This is a genomic window from Ferrovibrio sp. GW821-FHT12E11 (assembly GCF_058806975.1).
In genome coordinates this window covers 2,829,958-2,847,489 of the sequence record NZ_JBXAQG010000001.1, presented here as the reverse complement: position 1 = coordinate 2,847,489, position 17,532 = coordinate 2,829,958, and the positions used below count along the sequence as shown (strand labels likewise).

Below are 17,532 nucleotides of genomic sequence, written 5' to 3'. Positions count from 1 at the left end.
CACCCTATCCTTTTGAGGGGTAACCAGACGGTTCGCCAATCGCGGGGATTGTGTTAAGGTTAATGTAACCGGGCTCGAAACAGTATTTATCGATGATCGCTGACAATCACGCGCATAACCAGGAAGCCAACGAACTGGTTTCCAAAATTGAACAACGGGCCCTCCAGATCTTCAGATTCACGGAAGATCCGGCGGAAAAGCGCAGCACTGTTTCCGGTTTCCGCAAATTCTCCGGCCTAGTCGACGATTTCCACCAGGCCGCCGAGGTGGCCGAGGGCCGGCTGTCGGTGCTGAAGACCGGCCGTCGCGACGAGCTGCGCCGCTATGTGGCGCAGATGCGCGCCAAGATTCTCAAGATGGAAATCGACATCAAGCAGAGCTACCTCGAGAACCTGATCGAGGCCCGCTCTGCCCTGCCCTATGGCGCGCGGGAATTCTTCGCCTCGCGGCTGAAGCGGCTGGAAGAACTCAGCAGCATGCTGATCGACGGGCCCGAAGCCGGCGGCAGCGCCGGCGATCTGCTGGAGCATATGCGCAAGATGCTGCAGCATCTGATGGACCAGGCCCCGCAGCTGGAAGTGTTCGAACGCGACCCGGATTACCGCCCGCCGCAGCGGACCGGTATCGTCACGGCCGCTGCCAAGGGCGCGGCCGGCGGGCAGGCTCGCGGCAGCGGCAGCACCACCGATATCAAGCCGATCCGCCTCACCGGCCGCGATGAATGGGGCCGGGTTTTCCTCGACAAGGGCTCGTTCGACATGGTCAGCGCCGCCTGTCGCGCCCGCGGTCTGACCCTCGACCAGGTTGCCCAGAAACTGGGCATGACACGGGTGGCCTTCACCCTGATCCTGAATGGCCAGGACCCGATCGCCCGCAACCTGCTGGATGTGGTCCACCGGACGATCAATAACTACAACCCGAATACGGGCGAGATGGGCTGAACCTGCGGCAAAAGCCGCTAAGTCCACGATTTTACGAAAATTTTATGCCTTATTGGTGGGCAGTCGATTATATATAGCGCCGGTCGTCGACCGGGGCTGGATAGAACGACCCGCATAGAATAAGAAACAGCCCCGCAAACAGGGACGGCCATGGCGTGACACCCCGGGCCGCCGACGATCCGGATCAGGGACGATCCGGTGCGAAGGGGGAATTTGTCTATGCGTGCGCTTCTGGCTTTCAGTACTGCCGTCGACCGCCTCAACACCTGGATCGGCTGGATTGCCACCTGGCTGATCCTGCTGTCCTGCCTGATCAGCGCCGGCAACGCCTTCTCCCGCTATCTGTTCAATGCCAGTTCGAATGCCTGGCTCGAAATCCAGTGGTACATGTTCGGCGCGATCTTCCTGCTTGGCGCCGCCTATACCCTGAATCGCAACGAGCATGTGCGCGTCGACATCATTTACGGCAACGTGTCATCGAAGGCCCAGATGTGGATCGACCTGCTGGGCGGCATCTTCTTCCTGCTGCCGGCGACCGTCATCATCGGCTGGCTGTCCTGGCCGATGTTCCACAATTCCTGGGTCATCAACGAGATGTCGACCAATGCCGGCGGCCTCCTGCGCTGGCCGGTGAAAATCTGCGTGCCGATCGGCTTCTTCCTGCTCACTCTTCAGGGTCTCTCCGAGATCATCAAGCGCATCGCCGCGCTGCAGGGGCATGAAGAACTGATTATCAAATACGAAAAGCCGTTGCAGTGACCGCTGCGCTGGCCTTCAGGGTTCGAGGATACCAGAAATGATTCCGTTGGATTGGATGGCGCCCCTGATGTTCGGGGGCCTCGTGGTCTTCATGCTGATCGGCTACCCGGTCGCCTTCTCGCTCGCGGCGGTCGGTCTGTTCTTCGGTTTCATCGGCATCGAGCAGGGCTTCTTCTCCTCCGCCCTGCTGCAGGCCCTGCCGGAGCGCGTCTTCGGCATCATGGCCAACGACCTGCTGCTGGCCATTCCCTTCTTCACCTTCATGGGCGCGATCCTGGAGCGCTGCGGCCTGGCGGAAGACCTGCTCGATGGCCTGGGTCAGGCCTTCGGTCCGATCCGCGGCGGCCTTGCCTATGCCGTGATCCTGGTCGGCGCCGTGCTCGGCGCCATCACCGGCACGGTGGCGGCCTCGGTCATCGCCATGGGCCTGATCTCGCTGCCGGTGATGATGCGTTACGGCTATGACATGCGGCTCGCCACCGGCGTGATCGCCGCGTCGGGCACCATCACCCAGCTGATCCCGCCTTCGCTGGTGCTGGTTGTGCTGGCCGACCAGCTCGGCCGCTCGGTCGGCGACATGTATGCCGGCGCCATCGGCCCCAGCATGCTGCAGGTCGCCCTGTTCTGCCTGTTCATTTTCGGCGTCAGCATCTTCAAGCCGCAATGGGTACCCGCCCTGCCGCTGGAAGCCCGCACCATTCATGGCTGGGCGCTGGCCAAGAAAATCCTCTGGGGCATCGTGCCCTCGCTGGTCCTGATCTTCCTGGTTCTGGGCACCATCCTGATGGGCCTGGCCACACCGACCGAAGGCGGCGCCATGGGTGCTGTCGGCGCCATGGTGCTGGCTGCGATCCACAAGCGCCTGAGCTGGGACCTGCTGTGGCAGGGCATGGGCTCGACCATGCGCATCACCGCGATGGTGGTGTTCATCCTGGTCGGCTCCACCGTGTTCGGCCTGACCTTCCGCGGCGTGGACGGCGATCTGTGGATCGAGCATCTGCTGACCAGCCTGCCCGGCGGCGCTGTCGGCTTCCTGATCTTCGTCAACATCTTCGTCTTCTTCCTGGCGTTCTTCCTCGATTTCTTCGAGATCGCCTTCATCATCATCCCGCTGCTGGCGCCGGTGGCGACCAAGCTCGGCATCGACCTGATCTGGTTCGGCGTCATGCTGGGCGCCAACATGCAGACCTCGTTCATGCATCCGCCCTTCGGCTTTGCATTGTTCTATCTGCGCGGCATCGCGCCGAAATCGGTCCGAAGTTCGGATATTTACTGGGGTGCCATCCCATGGGTGATTCTGCAGCTGATCCTGGTCGGCATTCTGATCTTCTGGCCGGAATCGGTGACCTACTGGCTGGATGACGGCCCGAGTGTCGATCCCAATACGATCCAGATCGAAATCCCCAACGATCCGATGGGCACCGATTCCAATGCCAGCCCGGACACACCGGACCCCGACGACGAACCGGAAGTCCCCGAAGAGCTGCGGCCCAAGGCCGATTAAGCAAAAAGCCCGGCAGCGATGCCGGGCTTTTTCATGTGATCAGTCGGCGACTTCCAGCCGCAGGATGCGGCCCTGCGGACTGTCGGTGGCGAGATAGAGATAGCCATCCGGTCCGTTGCGCACATCGCGGATGTTGTCGCCGATATCCTTCAGCATCTGCTCCTGCCTGACGACCCTGGCGCCATCCAGCACCACGCGATGCAGCGTGCCGAATTTCAGCGAGCCGACAAACAGGTTGCCTTTCCAGGCGAGTATCCTGTCGCCGCTGTAAAACGCCATGCCCGATGGCGCGATCGAGGGTGTCCAGTGCAGCAGCGGCTGCTCCATGCCGGGTGCCGCCGTGCCGATACCGATCTTCGCGCCGCTGTAGTCGATGCCATGGGTGATGACCGGCCAGCCATAGTTCCGGCCGCGCTCGGGGATATTGATCTCGTCGCCGCCCTGCGCGCCATGTTCATGCAGCCAGACAACGCCGGTCTGCGGATGCCGCGTCATGCCCTGGATATTGCGATGGCCGTAAGACCAGATTTCAGGCTGCGCATCGTTGCGGCCGACAAAGGGATTGTCGGCCGGCACGCTGCCGTCGGTGTTCAGCCGGATCACCTTGCCCAGATGGACGTTCAGGTTCTGCGCCTCGTCGCGGCGATACCGCTCGCCCAGACCCAGCCACAGTTTGCCATCCGGGCCAACGACCACGCGGCTGCCGAAATGCAGGCCGCCGGACAGTTTCGGCTGCTGCCGGAACAGCACCTTCACATCCTCCAGGCGGGCCTCGGCAAACACCGCACTGGCCAGCGCCGTGCCGGCACCGCCCTCACCAGGCTCGGCATAGGTGAAGTAGATTTTCCGGTTGCTGGCGAAATCCGCGTCGAGCGTCACGTCCAGCAGGCCGCCCTGGCCGCTGTCGAACACCTTCGGCACGTTACCCAGCGGCGCCGAGACCTGGCCGTCCTTCACCACACGCATCTTGCCCGGCCGTTCGGTCACCAGCAGGCGGCCATCGGGCAGGAAGGCCATGCCCCAGGGATTCTCCAGGCCGCGCGCCACTGTGACGGCGCGGACTGTCACATCCTCGGTACGGATGACTTTTGCCGGCTGGCCGGCCGCCGGAACGGCAACAAGCAGACCCAGCAACCCAAGACCGGCTAATCGACGCATGACCCCTCCATTGCTGACCCTTGAACAGATAGGCGGCCGGAGCCGCCATGGCCAGTTGACGAAAAGATGTCTCTTATAGTAGACGATTGTCTCATGAATGACGATATCGAAGCCCGGATCGCCAGCCGCCTGAAAACCCGCCGCGAGGAGCTGGGCTTTTCGCTGGCCGAACTGGCCACCCGCAGCGGCGTCAGCAAGCCGATGATATCCCGGATCGAGCGCCGCGAAGCCAGCCCCACCGCCGCCCTGCTCGGCCGGCTCTGCGCCGGGCTGGAGATCACGCTCTCGGGCCTGATGGCCGCCGTGGAGGACCGCAGCCTGGTGCTGCTGAAGGCCGCCGCCCAGCCGCAATGGCGCGATCCCGAAACCGGCTTCGAACGGCAGGCCGTCAGTCCCGCCGGCACCGGCTCGATGGTCGAGATCGTGCAGGCGACCCTGCCGCCCGGCGCGCGCATCAGCTATCCAGCCCTGCCGCCGCAATCCTACGACCAGCATATCCTCGGCGTCAGTGGCACGCTCACCTTCCAGAGCGGGGCCGAGAGCTTTGCCATCGGCGCCGGCGACTGCCTGCATTGCGCGCTCGACCAGCCGCATGTTTTCACCAACACCGGCAGCACCGCCTGCCGCTACCTCGTCATCATTGCCAAGCGAGCGACCCGATGATCCAGATCCGCGATGTGCGGCCCGCAGACGCCGAGGCGATCCGCGCCATCTATAACGATGCCGTACTGAACACCACGGCGGTCTTCGACTATACCGCGCGCGAGCCGCAGGCGCAGGCCGACTGGCTGCGGATGAAGGTCGAACAGAACCTGCCGGTGCTGGTGGCCGAGGAAAACGGCACGGTGCTGGGCTATTGCAGCTACGGACCCTTCCGCCCCTGGCCGGCCTATCTCTACACAGTGGAGAACGCCATCTATGTGGCGCCCGACAGCCGCGGCAAGGGCATCGGAAAACTCCTGCTGGCGCCGCTGCTGGAGATCGCGAAAGCGCGCGGCCTGCGCACCATGATCGCTGGCATCACCGCTGATAATGCCGCCAGCCTGCGCCTGCATGAACGGCTGGGCTATGCGCCCGCCGGCGTGATCCGCGAGGCCGGCTGGAAATTCGAGCGCTGGCTCGACCTCGTCTTCCTGCAAAGGATGCTGCAGGCATGATCGCCGTTCTCAATGCCGCCACGGCGGAAGCCGAACTCGATGCGCTGGCCGATATCCTGAAGGACTGCGTGGAGGGCGGCGCCAGCGTCAACTTCGTGCAGCCCTTCAGCCATGAGCAGGCGAAGGCCTTCTGGCAGCGGCAACTGCCGGCTCTGCGCAGCGGCGATGCCGTGCTGCTGGCGGCGCGCCATGACGGGCGGCTTGCCGGCACCGTGATGCTGGGCCTCGACACGCCGCCGAACCAGCCGCATCGCGCCGATATCAAGAAGCTGCTGGTGCATCGCCGCGCCCGCCGCCAGGGCCTGGCCCGCGCCCTGATGCTGGCGGCCGAAGCGGAAGCGCGCCGCCTGCAGCGCGACCTGCTGACGCTGGATACGGAGCATGGCAGCAGCGCCGAAAGGCTGTATGCGGCGCTGGGCTATACGTCGTTCGGCATCGTGCCGCGCTATGCCCGGACGGCGGACGGCACCGCAGTGGCGGCCTGCACGTTTTTCTACAAAGACCTCGCCTAGATCATAGCGGCCTCGCTAGAATAGCGGCGATCAAACAGCCGCCATGACCAATCCGTTCAGCCTCGCGAATTTTTCCCTGCCGGCCCAGAACCTGCTCAGCGGCCTGACCGCCATGGCGGGCGTGCTGATTGTGGTTCTGGCAGCCGGGCTGTTCGCGGGCTATCAGGTGGCCGCCGCGGTGGCAGTGGGCGCCACCAGCGTCAGCATCGTCGATACGCCGACGACGCCCGACCACAAGCGACTGGGCTTCCTGATCGCCTTCATCTTCGGCAGCCTGGTGACGCTGGCGGTCGGCCTGAGCAGCGGCAATGCCTGGGCGCAGCTGCCTATCGTCGCCGTCACCAGCTTCCTGGCCGCCATGGTCTCGGTCTATGGCAAGAGCGCGCTGGCGCTCAGCATGTCGATGATCCTGGCGATGATCTTCGCCTTCGGCACGCCGACCCCGGATCCCCATGCCGCCGTGCTGCATGCGCTGTGCTTCGCCACGGGTGCTGCGGCCTACGGCATCTTCGGCATGCTGGCTGCGGAATGGCTGGAGGCGCGCCACAAGCAGATCGCGCTGGCCGGCGCACTGGAGGCCTTTGCCGCCTATGTGCGGGCCAAGGCCAGCCTGTATGACACCGAAACGCCGATCGAGGCGGCCTATGCCGCGCTGATCGAGCGGCAGGTGACGCTGATGGAGCGCGTTGAATCCGCGCGCAACCTGCTGTTCCGCACCATGGAGCGCACCCGGGAGCGGGAATGGGCTGCGGCCCTGGTGGCCATGCTGGATGCCTTCGAGACCATCCTGTCGAGCCAGACCGATTACTGGCTGCTGCAGCGCCAGTTCGGCAGCCAGCGCGACAGCAGCCTGATCCTGGTCAGCATCCGCGATGGCGTGCTGCATATCGCCGACCTGCTCGGCACCCTGGCCGAGGAAGCCGACAGCGGCCGCCCGAGCGCCGATATCGAAGCCCTGCGCGCCGAATTCGCCGCCATTGCCGCACGCGTGCAGCAGATCGCGCCACTGGATGCCGGCATGGATGCCGCCACCGAGCATGGCCAGGCAGTGATCGAACTGCGCGCCACACTGGAACGCATCGGCCATGCCATCGACGCCACCGTCCAGGTACAGCAGGCGCTGCGCCGCGAAGACACCGCCGACGCCGTGCTGAGCATCGTGCAACTGGCCGACTTCCTGCCGCCGCGACCCTATCGCCTCGCCGTGATGCGGCGGCATCTGCGGCTCAGTTCGCCGATTTTCCGCTATGCGTTGCGGCTGACCGCGGCGATGCTCTGCGCCTATGCCATCGCCGAAGTGCTGACCCGCTATTTCAGCCATGGCAGCTGGATCCTGCTGACGGTCGCCGTCATCATGCGCGCCAGTTACAGCGCCACGCGGCAACGCCAGAAAGACCGTCTGATCGGCAACCTGATCGGCTGCGTGCTGGCGGCGATCATCCTGCATCTGCTGCCCGATCCGGCACTGGCGGCGGTGTATTTCGTCAGCATCGGGCTGTCGCATGCCTATGCGCCGGTGCGCTATCGCATCACCTCGACGGCGGCCTGCATCATGGCGCTGCTGATGATGCATTTCCTCAATCCGAGCGACAGCTCGCTGCTGCTGGAACGCCTGCTAGATACCACGATCGGCGTCGTCATCGCCGCCGCCTTCAGCTTCATCCTGCCTTACTGGGAGCGGCAGAGCCTGCCGATGCTGACCGCGACGCTGCTGCGCGCCAACCGCAAATACGCCCGCCAGGCCCTGAAACGGCAGCCGACCGAGCAGAGCTATCGCCTGGCGCGCAAGGATGTGTTCGATGCCGGCGCCGATTTCGCCGGCGCGCTACGCCGCCTGGCCGCCGAACCGGGTGCCAGCCATGCCGATCTGCCACGGCTGCAGGCGTTTCTGTCGGCCAATTACCGCATGATGGCACAGCTTGCAGCCCTGCATGTGCTGCTGCGCATCCGCGGCCGCGAGCTGGATGCAGGCGTCACCGACGCGCTGCTGGCGCAGCATCATGGCCGGCTGCTGGCGCTGCTGGGCCATGCGGAGGATACGGAAAATCCTGCGCCCGATGCCCTGCCGCGCGACGGCGACACCGGCAGTGCGCAATGGCAGCTGGTCGCGGCGCTGATGCAGCGGCTGGCGCAGGCCGAAGCGGTGGCGGCGCAGATCAACGACCTGGCCGCCGGGCTTGAGATCGCGCCGCTGAAGCGCGCCTGATCAGACGCCGATCAGGAAATACCAGGCGAGCGCGAAGGCGATGATGGCGCCGGCGATGCCGAAGCCGAGCACATAACGCATGCGATGCAGCTCGATCCCGGCGCGCGCCTTGTTGGTGGTTATCGTGCGGTCGCGGGTGTCGTATTCGGTCCGCTCCTTGGGGCCGTATCCGGCTGAGGACGACATGGGACCTCCATCTGTTAAGCAGTCAGAGGGATAAGGCCCGGCGGGCCGGAGGGTTCCCCTGCCATCAGTGCCATCAGCCTCATCAGTGCAGGCAGGGTTGCCGCGCAGGCATTTTCGGCATTAAGCCTTTGATTCTGTTGAATCCGGCAACTGCAAAACCTGCCATCCTGAGCCATCTTGAGCCAAACTGGACCAAAGTTGGCCATTTGGAGCCACCTGGAAACCATTTTCAGCCATCTCGAACCATTTTTGGCCAGCCTGAGCCGTGGGTCCCAGCCTTCAGGGCGGGTGGAGCGGCGGGTCGATTCACGATGTCCAAAACCGAAAAGAAACAAAATAGGAACAAGAAACGCAAAATCAAGGGGCCTGCGCGGCCCCCTGATCCGGTCCCGCCGCGTCTGGGCGGCGGGCGATAGGCAGCGGGCCTCAGCTCTTGTTCATGCGGTTGGTGACCAGATCGTCGACCACGGTGGGATCGGCCAGCGTGCTGGTGTCGCCCAGCGCCGAGAATTCGTTCTCGGCGATCTTGCGCAGGATGCGGCGCATGATCTTGCCCGAGCGCGTCTTCGGCAGGCCCGGCGCCCACTGGATCAGATCGGGCGAGGCGATCGGCCCGATCAGCGTGCGCACATGCTGCACCAGTTCCTTGCGCAGCTCTTCGGTCGGCTGGATGCCGGCCTTGAGCGTCACATAGGCGTAGATGCCCTGGCCCTTGATGTCATGCGGATAGCCGACCACGGCGGCCTCGGCCACCTTGAGATGGGCGACCAGCGCGCTTTCCACTTCCGCCGTGCCCATGCGATGGCCCGACACGTTGATCACGTCGTCGACGCGGCCGGTGATCCAGTAATAGCCATCGGCATCGCGGCGGCAGCCGTCACCGGTGAAATACTTGCCGGGGAAGGTGCTGAAGTAGGTGTCGATGAAACGCTGGTGATCGCCATAGACCGTGCGCATCTGGCCCGGCCAGCTATCGGTGATGCAGAGGTTGCCGTCGGTGGCGCCCTCCAGCACCTTGCCGTCGCCATCCACCAACTGCGGCTGCACGCCGAAAAAGGGCAGCGTCGCCGAACCGGGTTTCTGGTCGATGGCGCCGGGCAGCGGGGTGATGAGGATGCCACCGGTTTCGGTCTGCCACCAGGTATCGACGATGGGGCAGCGGCCGTCGCCGACCACGCGGTGATACCAGAGCCAGGCTTCCGGATTGATCGGCTCGCCCACCGAACCGAGCAGGCGCAACGATGCGCGGCTGGTCTTCTTCACCGGCGCCTCGCCATCGCGCATCAGGGCACGGATCGCGGTCGGCGCGGTGTAGAAGATGTTGACCTTGTGCTTGTCGATCACCTGCCAGAAGCGTGAGGCATCGGGATAGTTCGGCACGCCTTCGAACATCAGCGTGGTGGCGCCGTTGGCCAGCGGGCCATAGACGATATAGCTGTGGCCGGTGACCCAGCCGACATCGGCGGTGCACCAGTAGATATCGCCATCGTGATAGTCGAAGACATACTGATGCGTCATCGAAGCGAAGACCAGGTAGCCGCCGGTGGTGTGCAGCACGCCCTTGGGCTTGCCGGTCGAGCCCGAGGTATAGAGGATGAACAGCGGGTCCTCCGCATTCATCGGCTCCGGCGCGCAGGTCGCCGGGACCTTGGCGGCTTCTTCATGCAGCCAGATGTCGCGGCCGGCCGCCATCTCGATCTTGCCGCCGGTATGCTTCACCACCAGCACCTTCTTCACGCCGGGGCAGGTCTTGAGCGCCGCATCGGCATTGGCCTTCAGCGGCACGCCGCGGCCGCCGCGCAGGCCTTCATCGGCAGTGATGAGGAACTGGCTGTCGCAATCCTGGATGCGGTTGGCCAGGCTGTCAGGCGAGAAACCGCCGAAAACGATGGAATGCACGGCGCCGATGCGCGTGCAGGCCAGCATCGCGTAAGCGGCCGCCGGGATCATCGGCAGATAGATGGTGACGCGGTCGCCCTTCTTGACGCCGTTGGCCTTCATCACATTGGCCATGCGGCAGACTTCGTCATGAAGCTGCTGGTAGGTGATGTTTTCCGACTTCGACGGATCGTCGCCTTCCCAGATGATCGCGGTCTGGTTCGCACGCTTGGCCAGATGACGGTCGATGCAGTTGGCCGAGACGTTCAGCACGCCATCGGCAAACCAGCGGATATGCAGATCGGCCTTGTCGAAGGAGACGTCTTTCACCTGGGTATAGGGCTTGATCCAGTCGACACGCTTGCCCTGCTCGCCCCAGAAGCCGTTCGGGTCCTTCACCGACTGTTCGTACATGGCCTTGTACTTGCCGGCATCGGCCCAGGCGCGCTTGGCCCAGTCGGCGCTCACCGGAAACAGTTCATTCTCGGCCATGATCGGCTCCCTCTCGTTCTGAATCCACGCCCGGACGACGCGGTCCGGCGGCGTTTCCCCTATCGGGCCGGATGATGCCCGCTCGGGTGGAAACGGACAAGCTCGGCCACCCCGGGTTTCGACCAAAGCATAGGCCGATCAAGGCTTAAGTATAAGATGGCGCGACGATTTTCAGAGATCGTTGGCAGCCGTGGCGCCGGCCACAGCGGGCAGGCCGGCGATGGTGGCCTCCAGAGCCTGCATCAGCCCCGGGAACTGGCCGCCAAGGCGGGCTTTCGCCTCGTCTTGGGCGGCACGCCATAGCGAGACGCCGGCGCGATAGGCGGCGCGCCCTTCGGCTGTGGCACGCACCAGCCGCGCGCGGCCATGGCCCGGCACCACCGTGACCAGGCCGGCGGCGATCATCGGCTTCAGGTTACGGCTGAGCGTGCTGCGGTCGAGATCCAGCGCCGCCGCCAGCTCGGTGATGCTGGGCGGGCGGCCGTTCTGCTTCTCGCAGGCCCAGGCCATGCCGACCAGACTGTATTGCGGCAGGCCAAGGCCGATGGGCGAAAGCTGCTCGGTATACCAGGCGCTGGCGCGGCGGGCGGCCGAGCGGAGCTGGAAGCACAGGCAGAACTCCGTGCCATCGGGCATCGGCGGCGGCAGGGTGAACACCTGGTCAGCGGCGGCCAGAGAGGATGGTGGACTTCGCTTCATATCGTGTATATACACGATACAGGGCAGCCCGACAAGCCATCCTCGGGGCTGTCCTGCAACTTCCGGCCTCCCCACTTTTTTGGCCGCACAAAAACGACCCGACCAAGCAGAAGGACCGCCCGATGTCAGCCGCCCTGAACGAAACCCCGCCCGCCCGCTCGGCCGATCTGCATCCGCCGACCGGCGGCGTCTATGCGCCGGTGCCGGTGGAGCAGTTGCGTGAACTGGCCGGCATCGAGCTGTTCCGCAAGATCATGAACCGCGAGCTGCCCGGCGCGCCGATTGCCGAACTGATGAATATGTGGATTTTTGAAGCCGAGCCCGGCCGCGTGGTCTTTGCCGGCCGGCCCGAGATGAAGCATTACAACCCGATCGGCAGCGTGCATGGCGGCTATGCCGGCACCATGCTGGACAGCTGCATGTCCTGCGCCGTGCAGTCGCAGCTGCCCAAAGGCATGGGCTACACCACGTTGGAATACAAGGTGAGCCTGGTGCGCGCGATCACCCACAAGACCGGCACCGTCTATGCCGAGGGCACCACGATCCAGGTCGGCAGCCGTGTCGGCACGGCCGAAGGCCGCATCGTCGATGCCAGCGGCAAGATCCTCGCCACCGGCACGACGACCTGCCTGATTTTCCCGATCTGAATTTTACGCCGGGAACAGCATCGCGTCGCTGTCGCGCCAGGCCAGGGAAACGACCGCACCCGCCGGCGGCAGCGCCGCCAGCCGTTCGGCCTGGCTGCTGACGGTGCCGTAGAGCTTCACCGCGCCGGCGGTGCAGAAGATCGCGATGCGGTCGCCGGTCATGATGCGGTCCTGAACCCTGGCCGCGATGCCGGTCATGCCGGCCGGTACGGGCCCTTGCACGATCTCGACCGCCTCGGGCCGGAACATCAGCGACACATGCTGGCCGGCCACGGCCTGCGGCGGCAGGGGCAGCAGCACTTCCGGTTCGCCGTCGGGCCTGAGCAGCTTGCGTCCCTCCAGCAGCACGACCATGCCGGTGACGCGATTGGTGTTGCCGATGAAATCCGCGACGAAGCTGTTGGCTGGCCGCAGATAGAGTTCGGCCGGCGCGGCCACCTGCTCGATCTTGCCGTTGCTCATGATGGCGATGCGGTCCGACATGGTCATGGCTTCGCCCTGGTCATGGGTAACCAGCACGGTGGTGATCTTGAGGCGCGACTGCAGGTCGCGCACTTCGAGCTGCATGGCACCGCGCAGCTTGGCATCCAGCGCCGCCATCGGCTCGTCCAGCAGCAGGACCCGCGGCTCGATGGCGATGGCCCGCGCCAGCGCCACGCGCTGCTGCTGCCCGCCGGAAAGTTGCGTGGGGAAACGCGCGCCGAAGCTTTCCATACGCACCAGCGCCAGCGCCCGCTCGACCTTGGCGGCCGTTTCCGCGCGGCTGAAGCGCCGCATCTTCAGGCCGAAAGCGACATTCTCGGCAACCGTCATATGCGGGAACAGCGCGTAATTCTGGAACACCACGCCGATATCGCGCTGCCAGGGCGGGGTGCCGGCCAGCGGCTGCCCCGCAACATGGATCGCACCATAGTCGGCCTCGACCAGGCCGGCGATGCAGCGCAGCAGCGTGGTCTTGCCACAGCCTGATGGTCCCAGCAGCGAGACGAATTCGCCGGCCGCGATGCCGAGGCTGACATCGTCGAGCGCCTGGGTGCTGCCGAAACGCTTGGAGATATGGGCGATCTGGAGGTCGCCGGTTTTCTCAGCCATGTTTAGCGGCGTCTCCACGATTTGGCAGCGTCAGGCTGCCCAGACCATACAATTTCTCCACGACCAGCAGCACGACGACGACGATCACCATCTTGATGACGGAAATCGCGGCCACCGCCGGATCGTAGTTGTTCACCAGATAGCCGAGGATCGACACCGGCAGCGTCATGTTCGAGGCATTGGACAGCATCAGCGCCACCGCCACCTCGTCGAAGGAAATCAGGAAGGCGAACATGCCACCGGCGAACAGCCCGGGACGGATGGTGGGCAGGGTGATATGCCAGAAGGTGCGCCAGGGCGTGGCGCCCAGGGTCTTGGCCGCCTCCTCGATGCGCGGATCGGCATTGGCATAAATCGCCAGCACGGTGCGCAGCAGATAGGGCAGCACGATCACCACATGGCCGACCAGCAGGCCGATATAGGTGTTGCCAAGCCCGATGGTGCTGAGGAAGAACAGCAGTGCGATGGCCAGCACCAGGCTGGGCAGGGCCAGCGGCGACAGCAGGAAAGTCTGGATCAGGGCGGCGCCCGGCAGACGGCGGCGCACCAGCGCCAGCGCCGCCGGCACCGCCAGCAGTGCGGCGATCCCTGCCGCCAGCACGCCAAGCTGGATGCTGTTCCACAGCGGCTGCATGAAGCTCGGATCCTGCAGCACCTGGGTGAACCAGCGGATCGAATAGCCCGGCGGCGGGAAGATCACGAAACGCGCCGAGGACAGTGACACCACCACCACCAGGACCAGCGGCGTGAGCAGGAAGATGGTCGCGACGACCAGATACGTCTTCAGCCAGCGGTTCATTCTTCGGCCCTGCCCCGCCGCAGGCGACGGCCGAGCGCGATCTGCAGGCCCGACACCAGCAGCACGGTGACCAGCAGGATCACGCCAAGCGCCGCGGCAAACGGCCAGTCGGAACTGAGGTTGAGCTGCTGGTAGACCAGCACCGGCAGCACCATGGTGCGGTTGTTGCCCATCAGCATGACGGTGACGAAGCTGCCGATGGAGAGCGAAAAAACCAGCAGCGTACCGGTGATGACGCCATCCAGACTGAGCGGCCAGACGATATAGCGGAAGGCCTGCAGCGGGCGGGCGCCCAGCGTAAGCGCTGCCTGTTCCAGAGCCTGGTCGATGCCTTCGAGCGCACTGGCGATGGAGAGCACCATGAAGGGCAACATCACATGCACCAGCGTGATGCCGATGCCGAACCAGCCGCCGAGCAGGTCGATGGTCGGCAGGTCCAGCGCCTTCAGGCTGCCGTTGATCAGGCCGCTGCGACCCAGCACCACCATCCAGCCGAAGGTGCGCACCACCACGTTGATCAGCAGCGGCGTGACGATCAGGAAGATCAGGATGCCCTTGAGCGTGCCGTGGCTGCGCGCAATCGCAAAGGCGAAGGGATAGCCCAGCACCAGCGCGCCCAGCGTCACGCCGGCCGCCAGCCCGATGGTCTGAGCCCAGACGCGGATATAATAGGGATCGGTGAGCGCGCGCAGATATTGGTGCGGACCCAGCTGGCCATCAGGCTGGCGCAGGCTGACGCCGAAATTCAGCAGCAGCGGCCCGATGAAAAACACCGCCAGCAGCAGGATGGCCGGCGCCAGCAAGGCGAAGCCTGACGCATGAAGCCTGAAGGGCATCGCGATCCTGCTCCGTCTGCCGGCGACCGGTCTGTCGATGTCCCGGACTTACGGGATTTCCTTGTTCCAGCGCTCGATCCAGGCCGGGATCTTGTCCATGAAGGACAGGAATTCCGGCTGGCGCACGCGCTCCAGCGGCGTCAGCACCTTCTTCAGGTCGTCGGGATAGACCACCTTGGAGTTCACCACCGGATACTTGATCATCGAGGCATGGCCGAGCTGCGCCTTGGGCGACAACACGCAGTCGATATAGGTCCAGGAGGCTTCCGGCGCGTTCTTCACCTTGGCCAGCATGGCCGCCGACTGGAAGGCGCCCGGATCGGGGATATAGGCGCCGGCCCAGCTGTTCTGGTTGGCGAAGTCATAGGCGCGGCCATCCCAGTAGACCAGGATGTCGACTTCCTTGGTGGCGAACAGGTTTATCGCATCGACCGGGTTGACCCAGTATTTGGTGATGTTGGGCGCCATGGCGCGATACTTGGCGAAGACCTCGTCCTCGCTGCCGCCATACTGGGTGGTGAGGAACCAGGTGAACATCGGACCCCAGGCCATGGTGACGGCCGGGAAGGACACGCGATTGCCATACTTGCCGGCAATCGTGTTGTCGATCAGGGTCTTCCAGTCCTTCGGCGGCTCCTTGATCTTGTCCTTGTTGTACATGACGATCATCGCGCCGAAATTCTGGATCGTCGCGTAATTGTCCCACTGCTTGCGGAAGACCTCGGGCACATCGGCGAGGTTCGGCGCCTTCTCGACGCTGAGCTTGTCGAGCAGGCCTTCGCGGCCGGCGCGGATGGCGTCGATCTCGCTTAAGAGCGCCACATGGATCGAAGGATTTTCCTTGTTGGCGCGGATGCGGTTGATCACCTCGCCGGAATTCAGCACCAGGATATCGACATCGGAGCCGGTGCGTTCCTTGTAGCAGGCGGCGAAATTCGTCTTGGCCGATTCCAGCCAGATGCCGCCGGACGCCACCACCGTGATCTTCTGCGCCAGCGCCGGACCGGCCATGAGGGCGGAAAGGCCCGCCAGACCCACCACGGCACTGCGGATGAACTGTTTCGGATGGAACATGCGATCCCCCTCGCGTTTGCCAGTCTGTGGACGTCAAACCCCGGAGCGGAAGCGGACGGTTTGCAGGCCGGCCGCATTCCCCTGTTGACGAAAAGGCTAAGTCCCGAGTACCAGATGTGTCAACTGTGTTGTTAAATACGGAACACGACACCGGACAGGGACGGACGTCATGAGCAACCTAGAAAGCGCCATCCGCATCCTGCATTGCCTGTCTGCCGAAACGCCATTGCTGAAAGTGACGGACGTGGCGAGCCGGCTCGGCATTGCCAAGAGCACGGTCTCGCGCCTGCTGCGCACGATGCATGACGGCGGCCTGCTCAAGCGCGACGACAATACACCGGTCTACGGCCCGGGTCCGCTCGCTCTGGAACTGAGCCGGCTCTATGCCTCCGGCAACAGCCTGCTGGACCGCGTGGATGCGGCACTCGCCAATCTGGTAGAGGAGTTCGGTTTTACAGGTTTCGCGGGAATGCTGGACGATGAGTCCGTCGTAATCCTGCGCCAGCACCAGGGCTGGTACCGCCTGCGCTATATCCTGGAGGTGGGCGAACGCCAGAAACCCGACGACATGGCGCTCGGCATTGCCCTGCTGGCCCGGCATAACCTGGTCAAAACCCAGGCACAGACCGCCGCCACCCGCAAACTGTTCAAGGCCTTCCTGACCGACCGCGTGGTGGAAGTGCCCTGCCGCAGCGTGCCCGGCATCACCGCCATCGGCACGGCTTTGCGGGTCGAGCGCAGCGGCCAGACCATCGGCTTCTCGATCTCCTTCCCCGACATGGCCGCGCCGGCGGCGATGCGGGCCAGGATCAAAAGCCGGATCCAGGCCGTGGCCCGCGAGATCGGCCAGGACATCGAGGATTCATTCCACCGCACCGGGACAGCCAAACGATGAGCAGCAGCACTTCGATGGAAAACAGCGTGCCGGCCCGCCGCTCGTTCAGCCGCATGGCCTTTGTCGGCGATGCCTTCACCGTCGGCGCCGGCGATGCCACCATGCTGGGCTGGGTCGGCCGGCTGGCGGCGTATGAATGGCAGGCCGGCCATGACATCACCGCCTACAATCTCGGCATCCGCGGCGCCAGCACGCGCCTGATCGGCCAGCGCTGGCGCGGCGAATGCGAGGCGCGGCTGCCGCCGACCGCCAATGCGCGGCTGGTCTTCATGTTCGGCGGCAACGACGCCAAGTTGCTGGATGGCAAGGTGCCGGAAGTGCCGCTGGAAGAATCGGTGGCCAATGCGCGTGCGATCTTAAGCGCCGCCACCGCCTGGCTGCCGACCTTGTGGATCGGCCTGATCCCGATGAACGAAAGCCGCCCCTATCCGAAGCTGATCGGCGCGCAGAGCTACACCTTTTCCAACAGCCTGCAGGCGGACTACAACGCCGCCTATGCCAAAGCGGCGGCCGAGCTGGGCATTCCCTTCCTCGACCTGCATACGCCGCTGCTGGCCGATCCGGCCTGGCCCGATCTCACCCAGGCCGGCGATGGCAGCAATCCCGCCGCACCCGGGTATGAAGTGGTGGCCGCGATGATCCATCGCTGGCCGGCCTGGCGCCGGTGGTTCGACTGATTGGGGTTCGACTGATTGGG

General features: G+C 64.6%; 18 protein-coding genes. 10 read left to right on the top strand and 8 right to left on the bottom strand.

Annotated features, from left to right (window positions below):
• The first annotated feature begins 92 nt into the window (after nt 1-92).
• The 3 genes from AC1ROT_RS14190 (at nt 93) to AC1ROT_RS14180 (ending at nt 3,204) form a co-directional block, all read left to right on the top strand.
• Entirely contained in the window at nt 93-941 is an 849-nt protein-coding gene (locus AC1ROT_RS14190; RefSeq protein ID WP_492999771.1) for a hypothetical protein, read from the top strand.
• Nucleotides 942-1,160: 219 nt separating this feature from the next.
• Nucleotides 1,161-1,700, top strand: a complete 540-nt coding sequence (locus AC1ROT_RS14185; protein ID WP_492971929.1) for a TRAP transporter small permease subunit — start codon at nt 1,161-1,163, stop codon at nt 1,698-1,700.
• Between the two features lie 37 nt (nt 1,701-1,737).
• The gene (locus AC1ROT_RS14180) at nt 1,738-3,204 is read left to right on the top strand and encodes a TRAP transporter large permease (protein WP_492971930.1); all 1,467 of its coding nucleotides are present in this window, start codon (nt 1,738-1,740) and stop codon (nt 3,202-3,204) included.
• A 39-nt stretch (nt 3,205-3,243) separates the two neighbouring features.
• Here AC1ROT_RS14180 and AC1ROT_RS14175 read toward each other — a convergent pair whose 3' ends face one another.
• The gene (locus AC1ROT_RS14175) at nt 3,244-4,362 is read right to left on the bottom strand and encodes a PQQ-dependent sugar dehydrogenase (RefSeq protein WP_492999770.1); all 1,119 of its coding nucleotides are present in this window, start codon (nt 4,360-4,362) and stop codon (nt 3,244-3,246) included.
• A gap of 93 nt (nt 4,363-4,455) precedes the next feature.
• Here AC1ROT_RS14175 and AC1ROT_RS14170 point away from each other — a divergent pair, with 93 nt between their 5' ends.
• From AC1ROT_RS14170 to AC1ROT_RS14155, 4 genes are read left to right on the top strand one after another with little or no spacing between them, the layout of a single operon-like run.
• Nucleotides 4,456-5,025, top strand: coding sequence for a helix-turn-helix domain-containing protein (locus tag AC1ROT_RS14170; protein WP_492999768.1), 570 nt, complete (start codon nt 4,456-4,458; stop codon nt 5,023-5,025).
• Entirely contained in the window at nt 5,022-5,519 is a 498-nt protein-coding gene (locus AC1ROT_RS14165; protein ID WP_492999767.1) for a GNAT family N-acetyltransferase, read from the top strand. The genes AC1ROT_RS14170 and AC1ROT_RS14165 overlap by 4 nt, the downstream gene beginning before the upstream one ends.
• On the top strand, nt 5,516-6,031 hold the full coding sequence (locus AC1ROT_RS14160) for a GNAT family N-acetyltransferase (protein ID WP_492999765.1): 516 nt from the start codon (nt 5,516-5,518) through the stop codon (nt 6,029-6,031). The genes AC1ROT_RS14165 and AC1ROT_RS14160 overlap by 4 nt, the downstream gene beginning before the upstream one ends.
• A gap of 43 nt (nt 6,032-6,074) precedes the next feature.
• Entirely contained in the window at nt 6,075-8,237 is a 2,163-nt protein-coding gene (locus AC1ROT_RS14155) for an FUSC family protein (RefSeq protein WP_492999764.1), read from the top strand.
• Here AC1ROT_RS14155 and AC1ROT_RS14150 read toward each other — a convergent pair whose 3' ends face one another.
• From AC1ROT_RS14150 to AC1ROT_RS14140, 3 genes are all read right to left on the bottom strand, one after another.
• Nucleotides 8,238-8,423: a hypothetical protein gene (locus AC1ROT_RS14150; RefSeq protein ID WP_492971936.1), complete on the bottom strand. Its 186-nt coding sequence runs from the start codon at nt 8,421-8,423 to the stop codon at nt 8,238-8,240.
• Between the two features lie 426 nt (nt 8,424-8,849).
• Nucleotides 8,850-10,793: an acetate--CoA ligase gene (acs, locus tag AC1ROT_RS14145; RefSeq protein ID WP_492999762.1), complete on the bottom strand. Its 1,944-nt coding sequence runs from the start codon at nt 10,791-10,793 to the stop codon at nt 8,850-8,852.
• A 171-nt stretch (nt 10,794-10,964) separates the two neighbouring features.
• A complete protein-coding gene (locus tag AC1ROT_RS14140; RefSeq protein WP_492971938.1) occupies nt 10,965-11,492 on the bottom strand; it encodes a MarR family winged helix-turn-helix transcriptional regulator in 528 nt (175 codons plus the stop codon).
• 122 nt (nt 11,493-11,614) lie between these two features.
• Here AC1ROT_RS14140 and AC1ROT_RS14135 point away from each other — a divergent pair, with 122 nt between their 5' ends.
• The gene (locus tag AC1ROT_RS14135; protein ID WP_492999760.1) at nt 11,615-12,139 is read left to right on the top strand and encodes a PaaI family thioesterase; all 525 of its coding nucleotides are present in this window, start codon (nt 11,615-11,617) and stop codon (nt 12,137-12,139) included.
• Between the two features lie 3 nt (nt 12,140-12,142).
• Here AC1ROT_RS14135 and AC1ROT_RS14130 read toward each other — a convergent pair whose 3' ends face one another.
• Genes AC1ROT_RS14130 through AC1ROT_RS14115 form a run of 4 tightly spaced genes read right to left on the bottom strand, consistent with a single transcriptional unit; the run spans nt 12,143 to nt 15,940 of the window.
• The gene (locus AC1ROT_RS14130; RefSeq protein ID WP_492999757.1) at nt 12,143-13,231 is read right to left on the bottom strand and encodes an ABC transporter ATP-binding protein; all 1,089 of its coding nucleotides are present in this window, start codon (nt 13,229-13,231) and stop codon (nt 12,143-12,145) included.
• On the bottom strand, nt 13,224-14,030 hold the full coding sequence (locus tag AC1ROT_RS14125) for an ABC transporter permease (RefSeq protein WP_492999755.1): 807 nt from the start codon (nt 14,028-14,030) through the stop codon (nt 13,224-13,226). The genes AC1ROT_RS14130 and AC1ROT_RS14125 overlap by 8 nt, the downstream gene beginning before the upstream one ends.
• Nucleotides 14,027-14,866: an ABC transporter permease gene (locus AC1ROT_RS14120; RefSeq protein ID WP_492999753.1), complete on the bottom strand. Its 840-nt coding sequence runs from the start codon at nt 14,864-14,866 to the stop codon at nt 14,027-14,029. The genes AC1ROT_RS14125 and AC1ROT_RS14120 overlap by 4 nt, the downstream gene beginning before the upstream one ends.
• A gap of 48 nt (nt 14,867-14,914) precedes the next feature.
• On the bottom strand, nt 14,915-15,940 hold the full coding sequence (locus tag AC1ROT_RS14115) for an extracellular solute-binding protein (protein WP_492999751.1): 1,026 nt from the start codon (nt 15,938-15,940) through the stop codon (nt 14,915-14,917).
• Between the two features lie 169 nt (nt 15,941-16,109).
• Here AC1ROT_RS14115 and AC1ROT_RS14110 point away from each other — a divergent pair, with 169 nt between their 5' ends.
• Nucleotides 16,110-16,835 carry an IclR family transcriptional regulator gene (locus tag AC1ROT_RS14110; RefSeq protein WP_492999750.1) on the top strand — a complete coding sequence of 242 codons (726 nt, stop codon included), beginning with the start codon at nt 16,110-16,112 and terminating at the stop codon, nt 16,833-16,835.
• A complete protein-coding gene (locus tag AC1ROT_RS14105) occupies nt 16,832-17,512 on the top strand; it encodes a GDSL-type esterase/lipase family protein (RefSeq protein WP_492999748.1) in 681 nt (226 codons plus the stop codon). The genes AC1ROT_RS14110 and AC1ROT_RS14105 overlap by 4 nt, the downstream gene beginning before the upstream one ends.
• Nucleotides 17,513-17,532 lie beyond the last annotated feature (20 nt).

Bases quoted from the DNA above. Each gene is read 5' to 3' on its own strand.
- AC1ROT_RS14190 (WP_492999771.1), top strand. From the start codon at position 93: ATGATCGCTGACAATCACGCGCATAACCAGGAAGCCAACGAACTGGTT.
- AC1ROT_RS14185 (WP_492971929.1), top strand. From the start codon at position 1,161: ATGCGTGCGCTTCTGGCTTTCAGTACTGCCGTCGACCGCCTCAACACC.
- AC1ROT_RS14180 (WP_492971930.1), top strand. From the start codon at position 1,738: ATGATTCCGTTGGATTGGATGGCGCCCCTGATGTTCGGGGGCCTCGTG.
- AC1ROT_RS14175 (WP_492999770.1), bottom strand. From the start codon at position 4,362: ATGCGTCGATTAGCCGGTCTTGGGTTGCTGGGTCTGCTTGTTGCCGTT.
- AC1ROT_RS14170 (WP_492999768.1), top strand. From the start codon at position 4,456: ATGAATGACGATATCGAAGCCCGGATCGCCAGCCGCCTGAAAACCCGC.
- AC1ROT_RS14165 (WP_492999767.1), top strand. From the start codon at position 5,022: ATGATCCAGATCCGCGATGTGCGGCCCGCAGACGCCGAGGCGATCCGC.
- AC1ROT_RS14160 (WP_492999765.1), top strand. From the start codon at position 5,516: ATGATCGCCGTTCTCAATGCCGCCACGGCGGAAGCCGAACTCGATGCG.
- AC1ROT_RS14155 (WP_492999764.1), top strand. From the start codon at position 6,075: ATGACCAATCCGTTCAGCCTCGCGAATTTTTCCCTGCCGGCCCAGAAC.
- AC1ROT_RS14150 (WP_492971936.1), bottom strand. From the start codon at position 8,423: ATGTCGTCCTCAGCCGGATACGGCCCCAAGGAGCGGACCGAATACGAC.
- acs (WP_492999762.1), bottom strand. From the start codon at position 10,793: ATGGCCGAGAATGAACTGTTTCCGGTGAGCGCCGACTGGGCCAAGCGC.
- AC1ROT_RS14140 (WP_492971938.1), bottom strand. From the start codon at position 11,492: ATGAAGCGAAGTCCACCATCCTCTCTGGCCGCCGCTGACCAGGTGTTC.
- AC1ROT_RS14135 (WP_492999760.1), top strand. From the start codon at position 11,615: ATGTCAGCCGCCCTGAACGAAACCCCGCCCGCCCGCTCGGCCGATCTG.
- AC1ROT_RS14130 (WP_492999757.1), bottom strand. From the start codon at position 13,231: ATGGCTGAGAAAACCGGCGACCTCCAGATCGCCCATATCTCCAAGCGT.
- AC1ROT_RS14125 (WP_492999755.1), bottom strand. From the start codon at position 14,030: ATGAACCGCTGGCTGAAGACGTATCTGGTCGTCGCGACCATCTTCCTG.
- AC1ROT_RS14120 (WP_492999753.1), bottom strand. From the start codon at position 14,866: ATGCCCTTCAGGCTTCATGCGTCAGGCTTCGCCTTGCTGGCGCCGGCC.
- AC1ROT_RS14115 (WP_492999751.1), bottom strand. From the start codon at position 15,940: ATGTTCCATCCGAAACAGTTCATCCGCAGTGCCGTGGTGGGTCTGGCG.
- AC1ROT_RS14110 (WP_492999750.1), top strand. From the start codon at position 16,110: ATGAGCAACCTAGAAAGCGCCATCCGCATCCTGCATTGCCTGTCTGCC.
- AC1ROT_RS14105 (WP_492999748.1), top strand. From the start codon at position 16,832: ATGAGCAGCAGCACTTCGATGGAAAACAGCGTGCCGGCCCGCCGCTCG.